Annotated in this window: 20 protein-coding genes and 1 tRNA gene; 12 read left to right on the forward strand and 9 right to left on the reverse strand. The window is 73.2% G+C overall.

The window, feature by feature from the left end:
• The first annotated feature begins 11 nt into the window (after window positions 1–11).
• Entirely contained in the window at window positions 12–479 is a 468-nt protein-coding gene (locus CFK41_RS15445; protein WP_096800474.1) for a DUF3817 domain-containing protein, read from the forward strand.
• 22 nt (window positions 480–501) lie between these two features.
• Here the strand turns inward: CFK41_RS15445 and CFK41_RS18245 are convergent, their stop codons facing one another.
• Window positions 502–1611, reverse strand: coding sequence for a hypothetical protein (locus CFK41_RS18245; protein WP_096800475.1), 1110 nt, complete (start codon window positions 1609–1611; stop codon window positions 502–504).
• A 199-nt stretch (window positions 1612–1810) separates the two neighbouring features.
• On the opposite strand from CFK41_RS18245, the gene rlmC reads away from it, so the two are divergent.
• From rlmC to CFK41_RS15470, 4 genes are all read left to right on the forward strand, one after another.
• The gene (gene rlmC, locus CFK41_RS15455) at window positions 1811–2986 is read left to right on the forward strand and encodes a 23S rRNA (uracil(747)-C(5))-methyltransferase RlmC (protein ID WP_096800476.1); all 1176 of its coding nucleotides are present in this window, start codon (window positions 1811–1813) and stop codon (window positions 2984–2986) included.
• A 61-nt stretch (window positions 2987–3047) separates the two neighbouring features.
• The gene (locus CFK41_RS15460; protein WP_096800477.1) at window positions 3048–3749 is read left to right on the forward strand and encodes an SRPBCC domain-containing protein; all 702 of its coding nucleotides are present in this window, start codon (window positions 3048–3050) and stop codon (window positions 3747–3749) included.
• The gene (locus CFK41_RS15465) at window positions 3746–4735 is read left to right on the forward strand and encodes an asparaginase (RefSeq protein ID WP_096800478.1); all 990 of its coding nucleotides are present in this window, start codon (window positions 3746–3748) and stop codon (window positions 4733–4735) included. The genes CFK41_RS15460 and CFK41_RS15465 overlap by 4 nt, the downstream gene beginning before the upstream one ends.
• Window positions 4736–4804: 69 nt before the next feature.
• Window positions 4805–5626 (forward strand): inositol monophosphatase family protein, encoded by an 822-nt coding sequence (locus CFK41_RS15470; RefSeq protein ID WP_096800479.1) that lies wholly within the window; start codon window positions 4805–4807, stop codon window positions 5624–5626.
• On the opposite strand, the gene CFK41_RS15475 is transcribed toward CFK41_RS15470, so the two are convergent.
• Both CFK41_RS15475 and CFK41_RS15480 read right to left on the reverse strand, forming a co-directional pair.
• Window positions 5583–6941: an alkaline phosphatase family protein gene (locus CFK41_RS15475; protein WP_096800480.1), complete on the reverse strand. Its 1359-nt coding sequence runs from the start codon at window positions 6939–6941 to the stop codon at window positions 5583–5585. The genes CFK41_RS15470 and CFK41_RS15475 overlap by 44 nt on opposite strands.
• 130 nt (window positions 6942–7071) lie before the next feature.
• The gene (locus tag CFK41_RS15480; protein WP_096800481.1) at window positions 7072–7494 is read right to left on the reverse strand and encodes a VOC family protein; all 423 of its coding nucleotides are present in this window, start codon (window positions 7492–7494) and stop codon (window positions 7072–7074) included.
• Between the two features lie 180 nt (window positions 7495–7674).
• On the opposite strand from CFK41_RS15480, the gene CFK41_RS15485 reads away from it, so the two are divergent.
• A complete protein-coding gene (locus CFK41_RS15485) occupies window positions 7675–8589 on the forward strand; it encodes a sulfurtransferase (protein ID WP_096800482.1) in 915 nt (304 codons plus the stop codon).
• Entirely contained in the window at window positions 8586–9056 is a 471-nt protein-coding gene (locus CFK41_RS15490; RefSeq protein WP_096800483.1) for a SufE family protein, read from the forward strand. The genes CFK41_RS15485 and CFK41_RS15490 overlap by 4 nt, the downstream gene beginning before the upstream one ends.
• A gap of 2 nt (window positions 9057–9058) precedes the next feature.
• Here CFK41_RS15490 and CFK41_RS15495 read toward each other — a convergent pair whose 3' ends face one another.
• Entirely contained in the window at window positions 9059–9904 is an 846-nt protein-coding gene (locus CFK41_RS15495; RefSeq protein WP_096800484.1) for a hypothetical protein, read from the reverse strand.
• Window positions 9905–10030: 126 nt separating this feature from the next.
• On the opposite strand from CFK41_RS15495, the gene CFK41_RS15500 reads away from it, so the two are divergent.
• The gene (locus tag CFK41_RS15500; RefSeq protein ID WP_096800485.1) at window positions 10031–11389 is read left to right on the forward strand and encodes a M20/M25/M40 family metallo-hydrolase; all 1359 of its coding nucleotides are present in this window, start codon (window positions 10031–10033) and stop codon (window positions 11387–11389) included.
• Between the two features lie 12 nt (window positions 11390–11401).
• Here CFK41_RS15500 and CFK41_RS15505 read toward each other — a convergent pair whose 3' ends face one another.
• Window positions 11402–12082: a TetR/AcrR family transcriptional regulator gene (locus tag CFK41_RS15505; protein WP_227873113.1), complete on the reverse strand. Its 681-nt coding sequence runs from the start codon at window positions 12080–12082 to the stop codon at window positions 11402–11404.
• Between the two features lie 70 nt (window positions 12083–12152).
• On the opposite strand from CFK41_RS15505, the gene CFK41_RS15510 reads away from it, so the two are divergent.
• Together CFK41_RS15510 and CFK41_RS15515 are read left to right on the forward strand one after the other, a co-directional pair.
• The gene (locus CFK41_RS15510; protein WP_096800487.1) at window positions 12153–13004 is read left to right on the forward strand and encodes a hypothetical protein; all 852 of its coding nucleotides are present in this window, start codon (window positions 12153–12155) and stop codon (window positions 13002–13004) included.
• 87 nt (window positions 13005–13091) lie between these two features.
• Window positions 13092–13373 (forward strand): HPr family phosphocarrier protein, encoded by a 282-nt coding sequence (locus CFK41_RS15515; protein ID WP_096800488.1) that lies wholly within the window; start codon window positions 13092–13094, stop codon window positions 13371–13373.
• A 106-nt stretch (window positions 13374–13479) separates the two neighbouring features.
• Here CFK41_RS15515 and CFK41_RS15520 read toward each other — a convergent pair.
• The 3 genes from CFK41_RS15520 to CFK41_RS15530 form a co-directional block, all read right to left on the reverse strand.
• A tRNA-Ser gene (locus tag CFK41_RS15520) sits at window positions 13480–13565 on the reverse strand.
• Between the two features lie 64 nt (window positions 13566–13629).
• A complete protein-coding gene (locus CFK41_RS15525; RefSeq protein ID WP_096800489.1) occupies window positions 13630–14490 on the reverse strand; it encodes a universal stress protein in 861 nt (286 codons plus the stop codon).
• Between the two features lie 95 nt (window positions 14491–14585).
• Window positions 14586–15551 (reverse strand): helix-turn-helix domain-containing protein, encoded by a 966-nt coding sequence (locus CFK41_RS15530; RefSeq protein ID WP_096800490.1) that lies wholly within the window; start codon window positions 15549–15551, stop codon window positions 14586–14588.
• A 391-nt stretch (window positions 15552–15942) separates the two neighbouring features.
• Here CFK41_RS15530 and CFK41_RS15535 point away from each other — a divergent pair, with 391 nt between their 5' ends.
• Both CFK41_RS15535 and CFK41_RS15540 read left to right on the forward strand, forming a co-directional pair.
• Window positions 15943–18081, forward strand: coding sequence for a prolyl oligopeptidase family serine peptidase (locus CFK41_RS15535; protein ID WP_096800491.1), 2139 nt, complete (start codon window positions 15943–15945; stop codon window positions 18079–18081).
• A complete protein-coding gene (locus CFK41_RS15540; protein ID WP_096800492.1) occupies window positions 18078–20189 on the forward strand; it encodes a S9 family peptidase in 2112 nt (703 codons plus the stop codon). The genes CFK41_RS15535 and CFK41_RS15540 overlap by 4 nt, the downstream gene beginning before the upstream one ends.
• 293 nt (window positions 20190–20482) lie before the next feature.
• Here the strand turns inward: CFK41_RS15540 and CFK41_RS15545 are convergent, their stop codons facing one another.
• Entirely contained in the window at window positions 20483–22534 is a 2052-nt protein-coding gene (locus CFK41_RS15545; RefSeq protein WP_151904779.1) for a hypothetical protein, read from the reverse strand.
• Window positions 22535–22606: the final 72 nt, after the last annotated feature.

Consider the following 22606-nt stretch of genomic DNA (forward strand, 5'->3'; position numbering starts at 1 on the left):
ACGATGGGCCCATGCGTCTGCTCTCCGCCCCCTCTCGCCTGTACCGCGTGCTGGCCTTCGCCGAAGCGGTCACCTGGACCCTGCTCCTGGCGGGCATGGTGGTGAAGTACGTGCTGCACGCCGGCGAGATGCTGGTGCGGATCGGCGGCGGCCTGCACGGCTTCGTCTTCCTCTCCTACCTGGTGGTGACGGTGCTGGTCGCGGTCGATCAGCGGTGGAAGCTGACGGACCTGCTGCTGGGCATCGGCTCCGCGCTGATCCCGTACCTCACGGTGCCCTTCGAGCGCTCCGCCGAGCGGCGCGGGCTGCTCGGGGACCGCTGGCGCCTGCGCGAGGAGCCGGCCCGCACCGCTCCCGAGAAGGTGGTGGGGCTCGCGCTGCGCCGCCCGCTGCCGGCGGCGCTGATCGCGATCGTGGGCGTCGCGGTCGTGTTCTCGATCCTCCTCTCGCTGGGCCCGCCCACCGAGTGGTTCTCCTGACCCACGCCGGGCACCTGCCGGCTCACCCTCCGGCCGGGGACTCCCCGCGCGGCGGGGCGATCGGGTCGATCCGCACCACCTCGCCGTCGCGCAGGTGCAGCCGGTCGATCTCCACGACCGGCCGCCGCCGGCCCAGACGCGGCTCCGCAGGCTGATCCGTCTCCGGGGGCAGCGCCTCCCCGAAGCACACCCCGCAGTCCTGCACCGCCAGGGCCTGCGAACGCCGGGCCTCCCAGCCCACCTGCGCCGCCTGGGAGGCTCGGATCCAGGGCCCGCCCACGGGACGGCAGGGACCGCAGCCGTCCGTGCCCTGCAGCGGGCACTGCGCGGGCCGGGCCGTGACCAGCAGCGTCAGCCCTCGCATCTCCTCGATCCGCGGGTCCGCGCCCGTGGGGATCACGTCGAGCCCCTGCGGACCGAGCCTCAGCACCGCGCCCTGCCCGTGCGCGACGGCGACGGTCAGGGCGCTCTCCAGCGCCTGGTCGGGATGGGCGGCCAGCAGGTCCTCACGAACGGCGGCGGCCGGCTCGAACCAGTCGCGCCGCGGGCCGACGAGCGCCCCGAGAGCGACCGGTCCCCCACGACGGCGCAGCTCCTCGGCGATGGCCGGCCGACGGAACCAGCTGTGCTGGGGCGGCCGGATGACGCCGCGCCGCCGCACCTGCTCGCGCCCTCCCCGCACCGCGGCATCCTGCGGGTTCTCGGGCGGCGTCGCCCCCGCGAGCACTCCTTCGCGGCTGGGCCGGGCGGGGGCCTGCGGAGGGTCGGGACGCATCTCGAACGGCGCCTCCGAGCCGCTGAGGTCCGCGACCACGATCCCCTCGGGACGGAGTGTGGGCAGCACGGGGCCGAGCGCCGGCACCACCAGCCAGGTGTGCTCGAGCACGAGCGGGGCGCGGTCCCGCAGCGTCGCGCGCACCAGCGCGGAGGGCGGTGGTGACGTGGGCTCGCGCCGTCGGAAGCCCTCGCGATCGGGCCCGGCGCCCTCCGGGACGGGCTCCTGGTGCTCCACCTCGTGCAGTCGCGGGTCCGCGCTCGCGGTGATCGGCCCGACGCCGGGCAGGTCGAGCTCGATGAGCTGGTCCCGCCAGCTCGCGGTGGTCCGGTACGTGGTCTCGTCGTCCAGGGACATGGTCGTCCTTCCGATCCGGCCCGCAGGGCCGCCTGACCGGATGGGCGGTCGCCCTCCGGCCGGGTCTTCCTCGACGGGCACCGGGTCGGTTCCGGTTGCCGCGCGGCCTCTGTCGAGGAAGTCCGGCCGCGTCTCGTGACCCGTCTGCGACGGTAGCGGCGGGGTCCGACAGCCGACGGAGCGCCCGTAGACTCCTCGCGTGCGCTGCCCTCATTTCGACTCCGGCGCGTGCAGGTCCTGCACGCTGCTGGACCTCCCCCGCCCTCGGCAGCTCGCGGAGGGCCGTGGCCGCGTCGAGCAACTGCTGGCCCCGTTCCTCCTCCCCGGGGTGCAGTGGGACCTCCCGATCGTCGGCGCCGAGGAGGGGTTCCGCGCCCGCGGCAAGATGGCGGTGGGCGGCACGGCCCAGGCCCCGGTGCTCACGCTGCCCGGCCAGTCCGCCGGCACCGACCTGTGCGACTGCCCGCTGTACCCGCCGGGGGTCGAGGCGGTGCTCGACGGGGCGAAGGCGCTGATCCGACGCGCGCAGGTGCCGCCCTATGACGTGGCCCGGCGCCGCGGCGAGATCAAGAACGTGCTGGTGACCGCCTCCCCTGACGGCGAGCATCTGCTGCGCCTGGTGCTGCGCAGCGAGCGGGCGCTGGAGAGGATCCGCGAGCACCTGCCCGCACTGCTGGACGCCCACCCCTCCGTCGTCGCGGTCACGGCGAACGTCCACCCCGAGCACACCACAGCGGTCGAGGGCGAGCAGGAGATCCATCTCGCCGGAGCCGCCTCGATCGCGGTCCGCACGGGGGACGTCACCCTGTTCGCCCGCCCTCGGTCGTTCCTGCAGACCCACACAGAGGTCGCCGGGCAGCTGTACCGCCAGGGCGCCGCCTGGGTGCGCGAGATCGCCGCGGAGCACGCTCTCGACCAGGGCCCCGCGGCCCCGCGCATCTGGGACCTGTACTGCGGTCTCGGCGGCTTCGCCCTCCACATCGCGCTGGCCGTCCCCGACGCCCACCTCACCGGCGTCGAGGTCTCGCCGCAGGCGATCGACGGCGCCCGCGAGGCGGCGACGGCAGCGGGCATCAGCTCGGCGACCTTCCTCGTGGACGACGCGACCCGCTGGGCGATCACCGCGGCCGACGGCCCCGAGGGCCCGCCGGAGGTGGTCGTCGTGAACCCGCCGCGACGCGGGCTGGGCGGCGAGCTCTCCGCCTGGCTGGAGCGCTCCGGCGTGCAGGACGTCGTCTACTCCAGCTGCAACCCCGAGACCCTCGCCACGGATCTCGCGGCGATGCCCTCGCTGCGCGTCGTCGCAGGTCGCTACGTCGACATGTTCCCGCACACCGCCCACGCCGAGGTGATCGTGCGCCTGCGTCGCCGCTGACGGCCACGCACCCGCCAAGACCTGGCACAGTGGGTCCCGACCCCGCCTTCCAAGGAGATCCATGACCCCCACCCCGCAGAGCCAGCTGACCGACGTCACCCGCACCGTCACGGAGGCGGGGCGCGCGCATGTCGTCTCTCTCTCGCAGACCTTCGAGGTGCACCCCGAGGAGCTGTGGTCCGCCCTGACCATCGGCTCCCACCTGGAGGTGTGGTTCGGCCGGGCGAGCGGCGAGGCGGTCGAGGGCGGCCGCTACGAGCTGCCCGACATGGAGACCGGCGGCACCGTCCTCGCCGCCGAGGAGCCCCACCGACTGCTGCTGACCTGGGAGTTCGGCAAGAGCTCGAGCGAGATGGAGCTCCTGGTGGAGCCCGCCGAGAACGAGGAGGCCGAGCAGGAGGACTCCGCGGACCAGGCGGACGCTCCCACGGAGGCCAGCGCCGCCGCACCCGCCGCACGGTTCACCCTGCGCCACACCGTCCCGGCGGACGCCCACTGGCAGACCTTCGGCCCGGCCGCGACCGGCTGCGGCTGGGACGCGGCGCTCTACGCGCTGGCGCTGCACCTCGAGGACCCGTCTGCCGATCTGCTCCCGCGCCTGGGCGACTTCGCGGTCTCCCCCGAGGGCGCCGAGTTCACGCGCGCCACGGCGGACGCCTGGTTCGAGGCGCACGTCGCCTCCGGCGCGGACCGGAAGCCGGCCCGCAAGGCGTCGGTGCGGACCGCCGCGTTCTACCTCGGCGAGGAGCCGGAGCTGTCGTGAGCCTTCCCGTCACCCTGCTGACCCTGGGCGGCACCATCTTCATGACCCAGGGCGCCGACGGCGGCCATGCCGCCCCGGACGCCGCCGCCGGCGAGCGCCTCGCGAGCACCCTGATCGACGGGGTCGAGCTCACCGCGCACGAGATCGCGAACGTCTCCTCGTCGGACGTGCGCCCCCACCACCTGGCCGAGGTGCTCGAGCGGGCACGGCAGGCGGTCGACGCCGGCGCCCGCGGGGTGGTGCTCACCCACGGCACCGACACCCTCGAGGAGTCCGCGTTCCTCCTGAACCGGTACTGGGACCGCGAGGCCCCGCTGGTGGTCACCGGGGCGATGCGGCCGGCCAGCGCGCTGGGGGCCGACGGTCCCTCCAACCTCCACGACGCGGTGCGCACCGCGGCCTCGCCGCAGGCCCGGGGCGCCGGGGTCCTCGTCGTGTTCGACGCCCACGTGCACCTGGCCGACCAGGTCACCAAGGCGTCCTCGCGCTCGGTCTCGGCCTTCGCCTCCGCCCCGTCGGGCCCGCTCGCGATCGTCGACGGCGCCGAGCTGCGCCTCCTGCAGCTCGTGCCCGAGCGCGTCGCGCGACGGACCGGCTCGCCCACGGAGCACCTGCCGGCGGTGCCGGCCCTGATGGCCGGGCTCGACGAGGACCTCGACCTGCTCGACCACCTGCCGGAAGGGACGCTCGCAGGGCTGGTGATCGCCGGGGTGGGGATGGGGCACGTCTCCCCCGTCGCGATGCCGCGCCTGCGCCGGCTGCTGGAGGCCGGTGTGCCCGTGGTGGTCGCGACCCGCATCGCCTCGGGCGGCACCTCCACCCACCACTACGCCTACCCCGGCAGCGAGGTGGACCTGCTCGAGGCGGGCGCGATCATGGCCGGCCACCTGCCGCCCGCGAAGGCCCGCCTGCTGCTGCAGGCGCTGCTCGCCGAGGACGCGACAGCCGGGACGATCCGCGAGGAGTTCGCGGCCTACGCGTCCTGAGCGGCGGCGCCGGTCTCGTAGGTCGCAGCGAGGCGCGATGCAGCCCTCCGCGCCCAGTAAGGTCGCCGGGTGGACCTTCGCAGCGCAGCAGACCTCGCCATCACCCTCGCCCGCCAGGCCGGCGACTTCGCCGTCGCCGAGCAGGACACCGCCCGGATCGAGGCGAAGGGCGCCGGCTCGGACCTCGTCACCCATGTGGATCGCGAGGCGGAGCGGCGGATCGTGGCCGCGCTGCGCGAGCAGTATCCGGAGCACTCGATCCTCGGTGAGGAGGAGGGCGAGCAGGGTGCCGCGGCCGGGGCGCGCCACCGCTGGCTGATCGATCCGCTGGACGGCACGAACAACTACGTGCTCGGACTGGACGTGTACGGCGTGTGCATCACCCTGTGCGAGGGAGAGCAGCCGGTGATGGCCGTCGTGCACGACTCCCCGCGCCGACGCACCTGCTGGGCGATCGCCGGGCAGGGCGCGTGGCTCACCCTCGGCGAGGGGCAGGAGCCGCGGCGCCTGGACCTCGGTGCCGCCGATCCCCTGGACCGCACCACCATCGCCTTCACCCAGGGCTACGAGGTCGGGCACGACGACGAGCGGCGCAACGCCCTGTTCGCCGCCATGGAGCGGGGCACGAAGCGGGTGCTGCGCAGCTGGGCGCCCTCCTCGGACTGGGGCCTGCTGGCCGCCGGGCGTCTCGGGGCGATGGTCGCCTATCGCAACGAGATCTGGGACCGCGTGGGCGGCACCCTGATCACCCTCGAGGCCGGCGGCGAGCTGTGCACCGACCCGTCGGGCGAGCTGATCGTGGTCGGGAAGCCGCAGACGGTGCGGGAGCTGGATGCGCTCCTCGGCGTCACCGGGCCGACGACCCGGCCGGAACCCTCAGCATCTCGTTGACCACGGCGCCGTCGGCCTCGGGGAGCTGCAGGCCCAGCAGGTGGGCGAAGGTCACCGCCTCGTCGGGGACGGTGCAGCGGGCGAAGCGCCCGCCCTCGGCGATGTCGGGGCCGGCCATCGCGAAGACGGCCTGGATGTCCTGCTCGGGCAGGTGCCCGTGCTGGGAGATGAGGAACGCGTAGTCCTCGTCGAAGCGGCCGTACAGGGACCGGCCCTCCCAGAGGTTCTGGAAGTTCGTGCCGCTGGTGCCCTCGAGGATCCCCAGGAACGGGCCGGAGTAGCCGTAGTCCTCGCGCATGTCCTCCAGCGGGTGGAAGGCCTGCACCGGGATCTCGGGGTCCTCGACCCAGTCCGCGACGAGCCCGAGCACCCGCTCTCGCGCCGCCTCGCCGGCCTCGGGGTGCAGGTGGAGCTGGCCGGTGAGCCCGCAGCCGTGCACCCAGGCGTCCCAGCCCGCGACCTCCCCTGCCTCATCCAGGCGCACGAGCCCCTGCTCGGCGAGCTCGTGATTGGCGCGGAAGCACCGGCCCACCTCGACGTGCCCGTGGTCGGAGACGATCGCGACGTTGGTCTCCTCCGCGACCCCGGCCTCCTCGAGGGCGGCGAGGATCTCGCCGATCCACCCGTCGACCCGCTCGAACGCCTCCTTCACCTCGAGGGTGAAGCGCCCGGTGCCGTGGCGGGCGGAGTCGACGTCGACCAGGTGCACGAACAGCACCTCCGGGCGCTCCCGCCGGATGATGTCGGTGGCGACGGCGGTGTTGAAACGGCCGAAGCGGTGCTTGCGGTCCCAGCCGATCTCCGCCGCATGGCGGTCCACATAGGCGCGGCCCCGCTCCGAGGCGGCATCGCGCAGCACCTCGAGGGTGGGCTCGAGCCCGGCGAGGTCCCAGATCTCCGGCACGGCGATGTCGATCGACGGGGACCAGCCGGTGACCGGCCAGCCCACCGTCGCCGAGGTGAGGCCCTGCTCGGCGGCGAGGTCGAAGAGGGTGGGGCAGGCGATGTCGCGGGCGTCCCAGAACCAGTCGGGGAACCTCTCCCCGGGCGTGACCCTCTCGTTCGCATAGATGCCGTGGCCGGCGGCGGTGCGGCCGGTGGTCTGCGCGGTGTGGTTGGGGTAGGTCACCGTCGGGTAGATCGCCTCCGCGCTGCCCCAGGTCCCGCCGAGGATCCGTGCGAAGTGCGGCAGGGTGCGCGCGAAGGGCACGTCGACCACGCTCATGGCGTCCACGGAGATCACCACCAGGCGGCGGTGCTCACCCTCGGCGGAGGATGTCTCGGCGGGCGGGGCGGTCAGGACGGTGTCGCTCACGACGGGCTCCTCGGGGCAGGTGGTGGGTGCGCTCCCACGCTAGGAGCCCCCGACCACCGCCCGAGGTCGGCGTGGTGAACCCTCGGCGAACAGGCGTCACCTCGCCGTTCACCCTCGACCCGGTCGCCGCTCAGGGATTGCGGCAGAGGCAGAACGGGTGCCCGGCCGGGTCGACGTAGACCTTGAAGCTGCCCGTCCCCGAGGGCTGGGTCTCGTGCACGTCCGCCCCGAGCGCGAGGGCCCGCGGCTCCGCGGCCTCGATGTCCGAGACGGCGAAGTCGAGGTGGAACTGCTGGGGGTGGGTGCCGGCCGGCCAGGTGGGGCGGGTGTAGTCGTCGATCCGCTGGAAGGCGAGGGTCATCTGCCCGTCGGGCTCGTCGTCGGAGACCCGGCCGCGCGGGGGCGTGAGCTCGGCCCAGTCCTCGTCGCTCCCGTCCTCGACGCGCCAGCCCATCAGCTTGGCGTAGAAGGTCGCGAGCGCCAGGGCGTCGGGGCAGTCCAGGACGACGGTGTCGAGAAGGGGGATGACAGGTTCCTGATCCAGGTTCTCCATGGCCTCACCGTAGGAGACACGACCCCGCGGCGGAAGGGGTTCGGCCGACGGGCTTCCACCGGCGGGTCGCACCCAGGGTGATGTCCGCCCGTGGCGGAGCCCTGCGGATGCCATCGCGGCGCCCGCGGTGACAGACTGGAGATACACGCCGTGCGCCATCGACCGTCGAAAGGTGAACTGATGACCGTTCCTGCTGACCCCACCCCTGCCCTGCAGGACTACGCCCGCCCCGAGAAGCTCGTGACCACCCAGTGGCTCGCCGATCAGCTCGCCTCCGGACGGTCCGAGGACCTGGTCGTCGTCGAGTCCGACGAGGACGTGCTGCTGTACGAGACCGGCCACATCCCCGGCGCGGTCAAGATCGACTGGCACCTGGACCTCAACGACCCGGTCACCCGGGACTACGTCGACGGCGCCGGCTTCGCGACGCTCATGGACGCCTCCGGCATCCGCCGCGACACCACCGTGGTGATCTACGGCGACAAGTCCAACTGGTGGGCCGCCTACGCCCTGTGGGTCTTCGAGCTGTTCGGCCACGAGGACGTGCGCCTGCTCGACGGCGGCCGCGCCGCCTGGCAGGCCGAGGGCCGCGAGATGACCACCTCCGACGAGGGCATCCCGGCCGCGACGACGGGATACCCGGTCGTGGAGCGCGAGGACGCCCCGATCCGCGCCTACCGCGAGGACGTGCTGGACTTCCTGGGCGGGCCGCTGATCGACGTCCGCTCCCCGCAGGAGTACTCCGGCGAGCGCACCCACATGCCGGACTACCCGCAGGAGGGCACCGTCCGCGGCGGGCACATCCCCACCGCCCGCTCCGTGCCGTGGGCCCGCGCCGCCGCCGAGGACGGCCGCTTCCGCTCCCGCGCCGAGCTCGAGACGATCTACCAGGCGGAGCTCGGCTTCGACACCGCCTCCCCGACGGTCGTGTACTGCCGCATCGGCGAGCGCTCCTCGCACACGTGGTTCGTGCTCACCTACCTGCTCGGCTTCGAGAACGTGCGCAACTACGACGGCTCCTGGACCGAGTGGGGCAACGGCGTGCGCCTGCCGATCGCGCAGGGCACCGAGCCCGGCGAGGTCCCCGCCCGATGACCGGCCCCGCCGACCAGACCGAGGGCACCGCCCTGCCCGAGGGCTTCGCGGAGATCGCGGACGACTTCCACGCGGTCACCGGACGTGACCGTCTGCAGATGCTGCTGGAGTTCGCCGACGGCCTGCCCGCGCTGCCCGAGCGCTACGCGGACCATCCCGAGCTGCTCGAGCCCGTGCCCGAGTGCCAGTCGCCGATCTTCCTGGCCACGGAGGTGGAGGGCACCGGCCGCGAGGCCACCGCGCGCCTGTTCTTCTCCGCCCCGCCGGAGGCGCCCACGACCCGCGGCTTCGCCGCGATCCTCGCCGAGGCGCTCGACGGTCGCACCGTCGGCGAGGTGCTCGAGACCCCCGAGTCGGTCACCGGCGCGCTGGGGCTCGCGGAGGTGGTGAGCCCCCTGCGCCTGAACGGCATGGCGGGGATGCTGGCCCGGATCAAGCGTCAGCTGCGGGAGAAGTCCGGCGCCTGAGCTCAGGGCCGGGGCGGCTTCCGCGGAGGGTTCCTCGACGGGGTGCGGGTGCTCCCGTACCGCTCGTACGCCTTCTCGGCCCCGGTGCGCAGAGCGCCGAAGGCGGCCCGTCCGGCCTCGGTCTGCGCGAACTCGAAGGCCGCCCGGGCACGTCGACCGAAGTCGGCGCGCTCCTCCGCGGTGGCGTCCTCGTCACCGGGGCCACCGGTGGGCGAGGCGAACTCGTCCTCGACCTCCCCGCGCTGGACCCGGGCGTGACGGTCCCGGGCCACCTTCAGCTCGAGCGGCACCCGCACCTGGCGCACCAGCACCGCGCGGATGTCCCCGCGGATCTGCTCGGCCTGCTGGGCGAGGTGCTCCTCGAGGCTCTCGGTCCCCTCCCCCAGCACATGGGCGCGGCACAGCAGGTAGGACGCGAGATCCGAGGCGACCTCCGGGGAGAGTCCGTAGGCGTCGGAGGAGCCGCGTGCGTCCCGCAGCGCCACCGCGTCGTCGCGCTCGAGCGGGCTCGGCACGATGTCCACGGCGCTGAGGACGTCCTCGACGAAGGCGTGGAAGCGCGCATCGCCCGGGACGTCCGCCCGGCGCAGCTCGGCCCGACCGATGTCCTCCGGCGGCAGCGGCACGCGGGCCACCCCCTCCCGGGCGAACTCGTCCTGCGCCGCACGGCGCAGCAGGCGGCGCGCCGCGCGCTCCACATGACCGGCGTCCGCATCGCGGGGGATCCCCGGGTCCACGGCCCGCGCGTCGGCGACCACGGTCGCCTGCAGGGATGAGGACTCGGCGCGTCGGCGCACCGTGGCCGGGAGCGCGGCGAGCCGTTCCCGGAACGTGTAGATCTGCACCATGCGTGGACCTCCTGAGGAGCGGACTGGTGACCCCATCGTACGGAGCATCATCGATCCCGGACGGTCCGGGCGGCGGGAGCGGTCGCCGAGTACGGTCGAGGTCCCCGACCCGAGGAGGATCCCGGCATGGCGATCGCCGACCCCACCGCCGACGAGCTGGCCCTGCTGCAGGACGAGGCCGTCCGCATCACCCGCGAGCTCATCCGCATCGACACCTCCAACTTCGGCGGGAACGACCCCGCCACCTGGGGACCGGGCGAGGCCGAGGCGGCCGATCACGTGGTGGGCCTGCTCCGGGAGGTGGGGCTGGAGCCGACGGTGCTCGAGTCCGCTCCGGGACGGCCCAGCGTGCTGGTGCGGATCCCGGGCGAGGATCCCTCGCGCGGCGGGCTGGTCCTGCACGGCCATCTCGACGTGGTCCCGGCCCGGGCCGAGGACTGGACGGTGGACCCCTTCGGCGCCGAGATCATCGACGGCATGATCCACGGCCGCGGCGCGGTGGACATGAAGGACATGCTCGGGATGCTCCTGTCGGTGGCCCGTCATCTCGCGCGCTCGGGGCGACGGCCTCCCCGAGACCTGCTGTTCGCCTTCTTCGCCGACGAGGAGAACGGCAGCGTCTGGGGCGCCCAGTGGCTGGTGGACAACCACCCCGAGCTCTTCGACGGCATGACCGAGGCGATCAGCGAGGTGGGCGGCTACTCGATCACCCTGCCGAAGGAGGAGACCGGGGAGGACGTGCGCGCCTACCTGGTCCAGACCGCCGAGAAGGGGCTGGCCTGGGGACGGCTGCGGGCCCATGGCCGCGCCGGTCACGGCTCGGTCCCCAACGACGAGAACGCCATCGTGCGACTGGCCCGGGCGATCGCCGCGATCGACGAGCACCGCTTCCCGATCGAGTGCATCGCCAGCGTGCGCGCCCTGTTCGACGGGATCACCGAGATCACCGGCACCGGCTGGAGCGAGGAGGACGTCGAGGCCGTCCTGCCGCTCACGGGAGGGGCCCGCCACTTCGTCTCCGGCACGCTGCGCGACTCCGCGAACCTCACGATGCTCACCAGCGGGTACAAGGTCAACGTGATCCCGCAGACGGCGGAGGCCGGCTTCGACTGCCGCTTCCTTCCCGATCACCAGGAGCACGTGCTCGCGCTGCTGGACGAGCTCAGCGGCGAGCACGTCGAGGTGATCGTCGACCACGTGGGCGTCTCGGTGGACTCGCCGCGCAGCTCACCGCTGATCGACGCCATGGCCGCCGCCGTCGAGGCGGAGGATCCGGGGGCACGGGTGCTGCCGTACTGCCTCAGCGCCGGCACCGACAACAAGTCGCTGAGCGCGCTGGGCATCGCCGGCTATGGCTTCGCGCCGCTGCAGCTTCCGGCCGATCTCGACTTCGCCCCGCTGTTCCACGGGGTCGACGAGCGGGTTCCGGTGGACGCCGTGCGCTTCGGCGCGCGCGTGCTGCTGCGTCTGGTCGGGGGCTGCTGAGCCCCGGAGGGGTCAGTCCTCCTCTTCGTCGGCCTTGACCTGGCGGCAGATCTCGAGGAGCTCCAGCGCCCCCGTGGGCGCCCCGGGCTCGATGCCGGTGTACCAGGACGGCGCCTGGATCAGGATCGTGTCCAGCAGGCCGGAGGCGTCGAGGGCGTCCTCGACCGCGGCCTCCTCGCGGGTGTCCATCAGCCAGTGCACGCACAGCGTCAGGGTGGCGCCCACGATCGCCCGACGGGTGTCCTCGGTCCGCAGGTGCTCGGGCACCTCGTCGCCGAGGTGGTGCACGGCGATGCCGTGCAGCTCGGTCATGGCCTCGACCAGACTCATGTACGTCAGGTGGGAGAACTTCCACTCCAGCGCGCCGCGCAGGAAGTGGTGGTGGCGCTCCACGTAGGCCGTCAGCATCCCGAACCCGAAGCGGATCCCCTGGTGGAGGGAGCCGCTGTCCCGGGTGTAGGCGACTCCGCGTTCGAGGGCTCGGTCGAACATCTGCGTCAGCATCGCGCCCATGAGGGCGTCGAGGCCGGAGAAGTGGCTGTAGAAGGCGGCCCGGCTGACACCCGCTCGCTTCGCCAGGGCGTTGACCGTCACCTCGCCGTCGGCGACGGTGAGGTCACGGGCGGCGGCGAAGATCGCGGCCCGGGTCCGTGCGGGGCGGGGGTCCTGTGCTCGCTCATTCGTGCTGGGCATTGCGTCATCGTAGCCTCGTGGACTGCACGGGGAGCGCCGGTCTCGAGGTGCGGTGCGGCAGGATGGGGCCATGGCGACCTTCCTGTCCGGCCTGTCCGGCCGAGGATCACCTCTCAGCCACCCCCTGCTCGACGGTCTGCGAGGGCAGGCGATCGTGCACACCCGCGTGGCGGCGAGAGGCACCTGGACCGTCACGGCGCGGGGGTGGGTCCTCCACTCGCGCAGCCAGGAGCTCGAGGGGCCGGGGCTCTCCACCGCCTCTCCCGCAGCCGTCGGCCTGCGCGACCCGCGCGTGGTGGGCACCTCGATCCAGCACGCCGAGATGCTCGACTCCCATCTCTCCCTCACCCTGCAGACCGCCCAGGGCCCGCTCCGGCTGAGCACGCCCCCGCGCTGGCAGCTGGACGGCCCGCGCGGCGCCCACCTCGTCGTCGAGGAGGACGGATCCCTCCTCGAGCGCGCCCCCGGCGCACCGCTGCATGCCACCGAGGAGGCGCTGGCCGAGCATGCCGGCTCCGCCCGCAGCGGGATCGAGGAGCGGCTGCTGACGCTGGGACGCGAGCAGTGGCTGCACCCCGGCCACGTGGTGAGCGTGCTCGCGAATGCCGGGGCGCTGGAGGATGCGGAGTTCGAGCGGCGCGGACCGCTGCTGCTCGCACGGCTGCTGGCGCGCGGCGAGATCCGCGCCGGGTTCGTGACCGCGGGCGTGTTCTCCGCCTGGGACCTCCCTCTCGCAGAGGTCGTCGAGCACGTGGCGACCACCTGGGCGGCGATCGGCGGCCGCACCCCGGGGCCCGACATGATCGCCTGGTTCGAGCTGTCCGGGGCGGGTCGCGCCGCGGTCGGTGCCCGCGGCGCCCGGGCCACGTCCCCGGGGATGTCCGGCTACGACTCCCCCGGCGTGGTCGGCGGGTTCCGCTGATCCCTGCACGGTCCCCCTGGGCGCGGTGCTCACCACGGCGCGGGCACGGATACCCTGTGGGGGACCACGTCGAGAAAGGCGCTCGAGATGCCCGCACGAACCGTGAAGGTCGCCAGCTCCAGCGGCCTCCATGCCCGCCCTGCCGCGATCTTCTCCCAGGCGGCCAGCGAACAGTCCGTCCCGGTGACGATCGAGACGGCGAGCTCGGCCCCGGTGAAGGCCTCCAGCATCCTCATGCTGCTGACGCTGGACGTCGGCCACGGCGACGAGGTGACCCTGCGCGCCGAGGGCGAGAGCGCCGAGGAGTCCCTGGACCTGCTGGCCGCGCTGCTGGAGAAGAACCTCGACGAGGAGTTCCAGGACCACTGAGCCCTGACCTCCTGCACCAGGACCGCAGCGCAGGACGGCACAGCACGAAGGCCCCCACCGGATCCGGTGGGGGCCTTCGTCGACCTGGATCTCTCCAGGTCAGGAGCGGTAGCGGCGGGATTTGAACCCGCGGTGGCTATTAACCACACATCATTTCGAGTGATGCACCTTCGGCCGCTCGGACACGCTACCGTCGGACATCTTAACCGTCCCGACCTCGTGCGTTCAAACTCCTCGCCCGCGGACTTGAGTCACATCACTCGTGCCCGGGCCGACGGACCACCGTGACGTTCCCGGTCGCATGCAGGAGGACCGCGTGCGCCGTGGACCCGAACGCCCCTCGGCTCAGACCGCGATGACCGATCACCAGCATCCTCGCGCCGGTGGCCGCGCCCAGCAGCCCTTCCGCGACCGTGCGGTCCTCGATCATCAGGGTCTGGACCTCGAGCCCGTCGTGACGTGCCGCGGCCCGGGCCCGGCCCTGCTCGAGGATCCCCCGTGAGCGGCTCCCCGCGCCCCAGGCCTCGGCGCCGCTCCCGTAGGGCGCATGGGACCCGGCCAGCACGTGGACCACGCGCAGGGCGATGCCCCAGGCCGCCGCGAGATCGGCCGCCTCGTCGACCGCTGCCTCCGCCGCCTCGGAGCCGTCGTGGGCGACGACCACCGGCCCCGCGCGATGCTGGTCGGAACGGATCACGGCCACCGGGCAGCCGGCGTCGTGCAGGATGCCTCGGCTGACGGAGCCGAGCAGCGCCCCCATCACCGCGCCGAGCCCGCGGGTCCCCACCACCAGGAGCCCCGTGCGCTCGGAGATCGTCTCGAGCGCCTCTCGCGGCTGGCCGGGGAGGAGCTCCGCGGTGACCGCGAGGTCGGGATGCTCGGCCGCCACCCGCTCGGCGGCGTCGTCGAGCAGTCGCAGGGCCTGGTTGCGGGGGCCGGCCGGGTCGATGACGGGGATGCCCGTCATCCCCTGACCGAGCAGGGGCCAGGTCCAGGCATGGACGAGATGGAGCCCGCTGCCCGTGCTCCGGGCGAGGTCTGCGGCCCAGCGGACGGCCGCCATCGCCGCTGTGGTGTCGTCGTAGCCCACCACGATGTCCTGACCGGTGATGCCCATGGCACATACCTCCCGTGCGGCCGGGAACAGGTGATGCCAGGATACGCCCGGCCTCCCCCGGGCGGCCAGCGCCGCGGCGGACGGGACGAGCGCGCTCAACGTTCTCCGGAAGGGCTCCCGTCCGCAGCGCACCTGTCGTCGTCTCCCTCGTCTCCGTCGTCCTGCCCGTCCTCCCAGTCCCAGCGCAGCCCGAGGGTCCCCGGCCCGAAGCGCGCCTCGCTGACCTGCAGCCGGCCCCGATGATCCAGGCGGACGTCCGTGATCGACTCCCCGGACTCCGTGCGCTGGTAGCGATGGCAGTCCACCGGCCGACGGTCACCGCGGAACTCCACCTCGAGGAGCACGTCGTTGGATCGCCGCGGCAGGCTGTAGAGCACGGCGGTCACATCGGTCGCCCGGGCCCCCAGCTCGACCCGGTAGGCGAGCGAGGCGACCTGGCCGGCGTCGAGCGTCCCGTCGATCACGAACTCGACGCCGTAGACGCGGCGCTCCGGCCGATTCACCCGCCGCCCGATCGAGCACCCGTCGAGCGCCGTGAAGATCGGTGCGACGTTCGGCTCCGACTCCTCCAGGACGTACACGGCCGGCAGGCGGCACACCCCCGATTCGAGGGCCCGCACGATCAGCCGGAAGTCGAAGCTCTGGCGCTCCCGGGCCGTGTCGATGACGGCGAGCTGATGGACCACCCGCTCGTGGGCGTACTGCTGGGCCAAGAGGAACCCCAGCTCCTCGAGCGCGTCATGGAACACCTCCTTGCTGGAGAGATGGCCGAGGTGATCCGCGGTCCGCACCGCGCGGCCCCGCAGGCGGGGCCCGCCGACCAGCTCGGCGAGCGACTCGGGTGATCTCCCCAGCAGCTCCTCCAGCGCCGCGATCACCCCCAGGGACTTCTCGCCGCTGGGAAGGCTCCTGCCGGACTGCCAGTTGCTCAGCGTGGCGACGCTGACCGGACGGTGCCGGGCCCGCAGCCGCTGGGAGATCGAGGTCAGTGTCAGGCCGCTCTGCACGATCGCCGCCCGCAGCTCCGCCGCGAACGCCCCACCCTCAGCAGCAGCCGTCATGCCCCCAGCATCCCTCCACGGACTCCGAACGGCCACCCTGATCAGATCGCGGTCGCTGCCGTTCAGTATTTCTGACAAACCTCTGAAAAGGCCACAGTAGCCTCTATGACGGGCCTCACAGACGGGTCCGGGAGGAGTCTACGGAGAAGAGGGCAGATGGGGGACCTCGTGGACGATGCGGCACCGGGGAGGACCCTGCGCCGCCGCGCCCGGCCCGGCCGCACCGTCTGTCCGATCGCCACAGGATCCTTCCCGATCGGCGAAGACGCCGACAGGGCATCGCCCCGTGTCGACAGAGGTGTCAGCAGTCCGCTCCGCACCTGACGAACCGATGAGACCGCCCCTCGCCCCACTCGCGGCGGCTCGGCCTCCCGAGAGGAAAGCCGTACCCATGACTCAGCACATCACCGCCTCCCCGAGGGTGCCTTCCTCCCGGGCCGCACAGCGATCGCCGCTGCTCCCGCCCGCCCCCGTGCCCCGCCCCCTGGATCGGACGCTGTTCGGTGACACCGTCCACGTCCCCTATCGCTGGCTGCGTGACTACCGTTCCAGCGAGGTCACCGCGCACTTCGCCGCCGAGAACGCCTACACCGACGCGCGGACCGCGCATCTGGCGCCCCTGATCTCCGACCTCCAGGCGGCCGCCGACGCCCCCGTCTCCCCCGTCGGCCTGACCGCCCCTGTGCTCCTCGACGGCTGGTGGTACATCGATCGCTGCGACCCCGTCGGTGGCTCCACCCTCTCGCGCGTGCGCGACCACGAACACCTGCACGGTCCGGCCGGCGTGCCCGTGATCGAGCAGGGGCACCTCCTGGAGGGCGAGCAGATCCTGGTCGAGGACTGCCGGACGATGATCGGATTCGCCGTCTCCCCGGACAGCCGCCTGCTCGCCCGCGCCGAGGCGGCCCTCGGCGGATGCCGGCTGATCGTGACCGAGGCCGCGACCGGCGAGGTCCTCGACAGCGCCGTCGAGGGCGCCGGCCCGGATCTCGTCTTCTCCGCCGACTCCCAGCACCTGCTCCACACCCGTCTGGACGACCTGGGGCGTCGCCACGAGGTACGCAGCCACCGTCTGGGCACCACGGCCCGCGAGGACGCCCTCCTGCTCGAGGAGCCGGACCACTGGGCGCAGCTCGAGCTCACCCGTTCACGGGACGGCTCCGCGCTGCTGATCCGCTCCGACTCGCCCCGGGGCGGCGAGGTCTGGCTGACCGACCTCGCCGCGACGGCCGGCCCGCCGCGATCGCTCACCGGTCGCGTCACCGGCACCACGCCGCCGCTCCTCGAGCATGCCGGGGATCGGCTGCTGGTGATCCACGAGGACCGCGGGACCCGCCGGAGCGTGCTCAGCGAGACGAGCCTCGAGACCACCGGCGCCCTGACGGACCTGCAGACGCTGCTCACCGCCCGGGAGGGCGAGCACTTCGAGTCCGTCGAGGCGTTCGCCGGGGTCATCGCTCTCCAGCTGCGTGATCAGGGCGTCCCCGCGGTGCGCCTGATCCCCCGCCGTGAGGACGGCTCCCTCGACGCCGGTGCCGTGCAGGTCGCGGGGCCGGGCGGGGAGCTGGATGCCGTGCGCCTCGAGCCCGCACCCGCCTGGGGGAGCCGACGGATCCGCTGCCGACTGGACGGCTTCCTCACCCCGGGAACGCTGGTCGAGCACGACCTGGAGACCGGCGAGAGCATCGAGCTGCTGCGCGAGGAGCACCCCGGGTTCGATCCCGAGCGATACGTGGCGCACCGGCTCTGGGCGACCTCGCCGGACGGCACCCTCGTGCCGATCTCGCTGCTCGCTCCGAGGGACCTGCCCCGCGATGGCAGCGCTCCCGCGGTGCTCTTCGGCAACGGCGCGTTCGGCACCACCACCGATCCGCGGCTGCGCCCCGAGTTCCGGACCTTCGCCGACCGCGGCGTCGTGGTGGCCATCGCCCATGTGCGCGGCGGCGGCGAGATGGGCCCGCAGTGGCACCGACAGGGGCGCGGCGCGCACAAGCAGAACTCCTTCGCCGATCTCGTCGCCTGCGCCGACCTCCTGGTGGAGACCGGCTGGGTCTCGCCGGATCGGATCGGACTCATCGGCCACGGCGCCGGCGGCCTGCTCGCGGCGGGCGCGTCGAACCTCGCCCCGGACCGCTTCCGTGCCCTCCTGACCGTGATGCCCCTGGCGGATCCGCTCGAGGCGCTGCTCGATCCGGACGTGATGCTCACGCTCGAGGAGTGGGCCGAGTGGGGCGACCCCGCCGAGGACGAGGCGACCTACCGCGACCTGCGCGGGTACACCCCCACGGAGAACATCCGCGCGGAGCAGTACCCGGCGGTCTACGCCTGGACGGCGCACGAGGGGACCGAGGTCCCACCGGGGTGCGCCGCGACCTGGATCGCGACCCTGCGTGACACGGTCACCTCGAGCCCCGAGGAGCGACCGATCCTGCTGCGCACCATGCCCACGCCGGGCACCGGAGGCGACCCGCGGAGGGAGGGCGTGGCCTGGCTCCTGGACCAGCTGGGCGCGACTACCCTCGGAGCATGACCGCCGAGCTCCCTGCCGCCCCGACCCCCGAGCACCGTCCCACCGAGCGGATCTTCCACGGCGACACCGTGGTGGACCCCTTCGAGTGGATGCGGGACAAGACCGATCCCGAGGTGATCGCCCACCTCGAGGCGGAGAACGCCTACGCCGACGCGCGCACCGCCCACCTCGACGGGCTCCGCGCCGCGCTGGTGGAGGAGTTCGTGGGCCACACGCAGGAGACCGACCTGTCGGTGCCCGTGCGCCGCGGCGACTGGTGGTACATCACCCGCACCACCGCCGGGGACGACTACCCGAAGTTCACCCGCGTCGCCGACGCCGGCGCCCTCCCGCAGGTCGAGCCGGGCGTGATGCTCGAGGGCGAGCAGGTGCTGCTCGACGCCCAGGCCGAGGCCGCCGGCGCCGAGTTCTACTCGCTCGGCGGGCTCGCCCCCTCCCCCGACCACACCCTGTTCGCCTCCGCGGTCGACACCGCGGGCGACGAGCGCTTCACCCTCCGCGTCACCGACATCGCCTCCGGCGAGGTCATCGACGAGGCCGTGACCGGCACCGGCTACGGCCTCGCGTTCTCCGCCGACCAGGAGTGGCTGTTCTACGCCCGGGTCGACGACGCCTGGCGCCAGCACCAGATCTGGCGCCACCGCATCGGGAGCACGGCGAGCGAGGACGTGCTGGTCATCGAGGAGCCCGACGAGCGCTTCATGATCGGGTTCGACCGCTCGCGCGACGGCTCGACACTGGTGATCCAGGCCGGCTCCACCTCCACCACCGAGGCCTGGACGCTGGATCTGACGGACCCGACGTCGGCCCCCGTGCCCGCCGGCGGCCGACGCGACGGCGTGGACTACGCCCTCGAGCACGCCGGGGACCGCCTGCTGGTGGTCCACAACGACGGCCACCAGGGCTTCGCGCTCGCCCAGGCCCCGCTCGACGCCCCCCACCAGTGGGAGGAGCTGCTGGTCGCGGCCGACGGCGAGCGCCTGCTCGCGGTCGAGGCCTTCGCCGGCTTCGTCGCCCTTGAGCTGCGCAGCGGCGGACTCGCCTCGGTGCGGCTGATCCCGCGTGCGGCCGACGGGTCCCTGCTGGTCGCCGAGGCCGCCGACCTCACCCACGGCGGCGAGCTGGACACCGTCGAGCTCGACACCAACCCCAACTGGGACCAGACCACGGTGCGCTACCAGCTCACCAGCATGCTCACCCCGCCCACCGTCGCCGAGCGCGAGGTCGCCACCGGCGAGAGCAGCGTCCTGCGCGTCACGCCGGTGCCGAACTACGACCCGTCGCTGTACGTCGAGCGGCGCGAGTGGGCCACCGCGGAGGACGGCACCGCGATCCCGCTGAGCGTCGTGGCACGCCGCGACGTCGCCGCCGACGGCACCGCGCCCGGCTACCTCTACGGCTACGGCTCCTACGAGGTCTCCATCGACCCGTCGTTCGTGCCCACCCGGCTGTCCCTGCTGGATCGCGGCGTGGTCATCGCGATCGCGCACGTGCGCGGCGGCGGCGAGATGGGCCGCGACTGGTACGAGCACGGGAAGCTGCTCGAGAAGAAGAACTCCTTCAGCGACTTCGTGGCCGCGGCCGCGCACCTCACCGACTCCGGCCTGGTCGCCGCAGGCCGGCTCGGGGCGGAGGGGCGCAGCGCGGGCGGTCTGCTCATGGGCGGCATCGCGAACCTCGCCCCCGAGCGGTTCCGGGCCGTCATCGCAGGAGTGCCGTTCGTCGATGCGCTCACCACGATCCTGGACCCCAGCCTGCCGCTGACCGTGGGCGAGTGGGAGGAATGGGGCGACCCGCTGCACGATGCGGAGGTGTACGCGTACATGAAGGAGTACACGCCGTACGAGAACATCACCGCGGTCGAGTACCCGGCGATCTTCGCCTCCACCTCCCTGAACGACACCCGCGTGTTCTTCGTCGAGCCCGCCAAGTGGGTCGCGCGCCTGCGCGAGACGGTCACCTCGGACCAGGCGGAGCGGCCCATCCTGTTCCGCTGCGAGATGGTCGCCGGGCACGGCGGGCGCTCGGGCCGCTACCGCAAGTGGGAGCAGCGCGCCGACGAGCTGGCCTGGCTGCTCGACCAGCTGGGAGCCTCCGAGCGGGTCTGAACCGGGCCGGGGCCGGCTCGGCCGGGCGGGCCGCCGGGCTGGGCCGGGGTGAGCTGAGCCGCCGCACGAGGAGCGCTGGCGACGCGGAGCCGGGCCGAAGTGTCACGCGATGGCGTATGGCGACGAGAGGTGGCGATATAGCCAGCTCTCGTCGCCATACGCCATCGTGTGCACAGGATCCGGGACTCGGGGCGGGGTCGACCGCGGTGAGGCCTGGTGCGCGGGAGACGGACCGGTGAGCAGGAGGGGGACCGGTGCGCAGCGGGGAGCCCGGTGCGCAGGAGACAGAACGGTCAGGACCAGCTGACCTCGTCGCCCACGGCGTTGGTGTAGACGAGGGCCGGCTGGTCCCCCAGCTCGCCCCGATAGTGCAGCTCGAGCGACGTGCACTCCTTCGGCTCGAGGAGGACGGGCGGCTGCTCCTCGGTGATGACCGGGGTCAGCTCGGTCCCGCCCTCGCCGCGCAGCGCGTAGTCCGAGCTCTGGACGGTGTTCTGGACCTCGCGCTCCGCGGTCTCCCCGGCGGGAGTCTTCCCCAGGCTGTCGATGCCCCCGCAGACGGTCACGTCGACGATGAACTCCCCCTCCCCGCCAGCGGAGGAGGGAGAAGTGGCGGGGACGGGCTGGTGCACGGTGATGTCCGTGCCGTTGGTGAGCTCCACCGTCTCGGTCCACGACGGGGAGCGCTCGATCCAGGCGGGGCCGCTGTTCTGGTGGTGGATCATGACGCCGACGAACCCGAAGAACAGCAGACCGGGGCTGAGAACGAGCAGGCACCCGAAAAGGGCCCCGGGGAGACCGGAGAAGTCCCGACGGTGGGACCATCCCCGCTGGGTCACCCGCGGCACCCCGTGGAGCGCCGCGTCCAGATCCCGCGTGAACGCCTTCCTCCCGACGAGCGCGGACGACGACACACGGATCAGCTCTCCCGTGTGGGCGAGCAGCCACACCGCACCCGGGGGCTGGTCCCACACGGCGATCACCCGGGTGAGGTCCACGGTCGCCGTGTCCGGGAGCTCCGCGCGCGGCGAGACGTCATTGACCATCCCGGAGCCGCTGACATGGAGGGTCGTGAGGGAGAGCCGCGCCCGCGTGGAAGTGTCCCCGTTCCCCAACATCGCCGACCGCATCGAGCCACGGTAGGTCTCCGCCGGCGCCGAGGGATCCTCCTCGACGGGCCCGACCACCGGCAGTGCGGACAGTCGCGCGTGCTCGCGGAGGGAGAGCAGTGCCGGGTCCAGGCAGATGTGGAGGCTGCGCTGGGCCGCGACGAGCGCCTCGTGGACGCCCTGCGCGGTCGGCTCCATCGCGGGAGACAGGCCGTGCACGCGCTGCTCCCGCTCGCAGCGCGCCGAGGAGATGCTGTCCGCGATCGCCTCCTCCACGGCGGATCCGGGGAGGTCGTCCAGGTCCTGGAGCAGAGCGGTGAACAGGTCGGGCCGCCGCTCCGGCGCGAGGAATGTCCGGAAGCTGAGCACGACGTGCAGACCCTCCCCCATGCCCGTCATCCGGCTCGTGACGTCGACGGGCTCTGAGCGTTCCAGGGCGAGGGTGCCGTCGAGGGTGCGGTCGAGGGTGCGCACGAGGCAGCTGCGCACGAGCTCCGCGGCCACGATCCCGTCGGCGGTGCGCGGCACCATCATCGACAGCACCTCGTGACCCCGTTCCGGAATCGGCACCACCGAGGCACGGTTCCCTCCCTGCGGCCAGGCCTCGGGGTCCCGGCGCCAGCGGGGCGTGCCCTCGGCCCAGCGGCGCCCCAGCCCCGCACCGCGCAGCGGGCCGACGGCGAAGGCCGCGCCGACCAGCGACTCCTGATCCGTCCAGAACACGCAGGGCACGTCACCGCGGCGAGGGTCGAGCTCGCGCAGCAGCCGGCGCGCGGCATCCTGCGTGCCCTCGGTCTCGAACCGGAAGAGCTGCAGCGCGGCACCGCTCGGGCCGGTCCGCAGCAGCACGTCCTCGAGCCACGGCAGTTCGGAGACGTGCCCGGGGGTCAGGCCGGTGGTGTCGAGGGTGCTCGTGAACAGGTCGGGCAGGCCGGCCCAGGCGGCCCGGACCCCCTCCAGCTCACCCCGGAGGCTCAGGCCGCAGACGTCGGAGCCGATCTTGACCTCCGCCCGGACTGCGCCCGGGCGCCCCAGCTCCAGGGCCAGCGCCTCGAGCGCGAGCACCAGCGAGCCGGCGTGCTCGACGCGTTCGTCGAGTGTGCCGCGACCCCAGAGCACGCCGATCTCGACCTCTCCCGTCGCCGTGCTCTGCTCCGGCTCGACCAGCTGCCAGTTCTCGCCCTGCCAGGCCCTCGTCACCGGGTCATGGGGCCTGCGGGAGGGAGGGTGGAGCACCCGGAGATCCTATCGGACTGTCGGGCTCGGACTGTCGGGCTCGACTCTCCCGCACCGGGCCGCCGACCTGCG

It is taken from the genome of Brachybacterium ginsengisoli (assembly GCF_002407065.1).
GTDB lineage: Bacteria > Actinomycetota > Actinomycetes > Actinomycetales > Dermabacteraceae > Brachybacterium > Brachybacterium ginsengisoli.

Bases quoted from the DNA above. Each gene is read 5' to 3' on its own strand.
- CFK41_RS15490 (WP_096800483.1), top strand. From the start codon at position 8,586: ATGACCGGCCCCGCCGACCAGACCGAGGGCACCGCCCTGCCCGAGGGC.
- CFK41_RS18245 (WP_096800475.1), bottom strand. From the start codon at position 1,611: ATGTCCCTGGACGACGAGACCACGTACCGGACCACCGCGAGCTGGCGG.
- CFK41_RS15445 (WP_096800474.1), top strand. From the start codon at position 12: ATGCGTCTGCTCTCCGCCCCCTCTCGCCTGTACCGCGTGCTGGCCTTC.
- CFK41_RS15515 (WP_096800488.1), top strand. From the start codon at position 13,092: ATGCCCGCACGAACCGTGAAGGTCGCCAGCTCCAGCGGCCTCCATGCC.
- CFK41_RS15505 (WP_227873113.1), bottom strand. From the start codon at position 12,082: ATGCCCAGCACGAATGAGCGAGCACAGGACCCCCGCCCCGCACGGACC.
- CFK41_RS15510 (WP_096800487.1), top strand. From the start codon at position 12,153: ATGGCGACCTTCCTGTCCGGCCTGTCCGGCCGAGGATCACCTCTCAGC.
- CFK41_RS15485 (WP_096800482.1), top strand. From the start codon at position 7,675: ATGACCGTTCCTGCTGACCCCACCCCTGCCCTGCAGGACTACGCCCGC.
- CFK41_RS15535 (WP_096800491.1), top strand. From the start codon at position 15,943: ATGACTCAGCACATCACCGCCTCCCCGAGGGTGCCTTCCTCCCGGGCC.
- CFK41_RS15495 (WP_096800484.1), bottom strand. From the start codon at position 9,904: ATGGTGCAGATCTACACGTTCCGGGAACGGCTCGCCGCGCTCCCGGCC.
- CFK41_RS15480 (WP_096800481.1), bottom strand. From the start codon at position 7,494: ATGGAGAACCTGGATCAGGAACCTGTCATCCCCCTTCTCGACACCGTC.
- CFK41_RS15530 (WP_096800490.1), bottom strand. From the start codon at position 15,551: ATGACGGCTGCTGCTGAGGGTGGGGCGTTCGCGGCGGAGCTGCGGGCG.
- CFK41_RS15540 (WP_096800492.1), top strand. From the start codon at position 18,078: ATGACCGCCGAGCTCCCTGCCGCCCCGACCCCCGAGCACCGTCCCACC.
- CFK41_RS15525 (WP_096800489.1), bottom strand. From the start codon at position 14,490: ATGGGCATCACCGGTCAGGACATCGTGGTGGGCTACGACGACACCACA.
- CFK41_RS15460 (WP_096800477.1), top strand. From the start codon at position 3,048: ATGACCCCCACCCCGCAGAGCCAGCTGACCGACGTCACCCGCACCGTC.
- CFK41_RS15500 (WP_096800485.1), top strand. From the start codon at position 10,031: ATGGCGATCGCCGACCCCACCGCCGACGAGCTGGCCCTGCTGCAGGAC.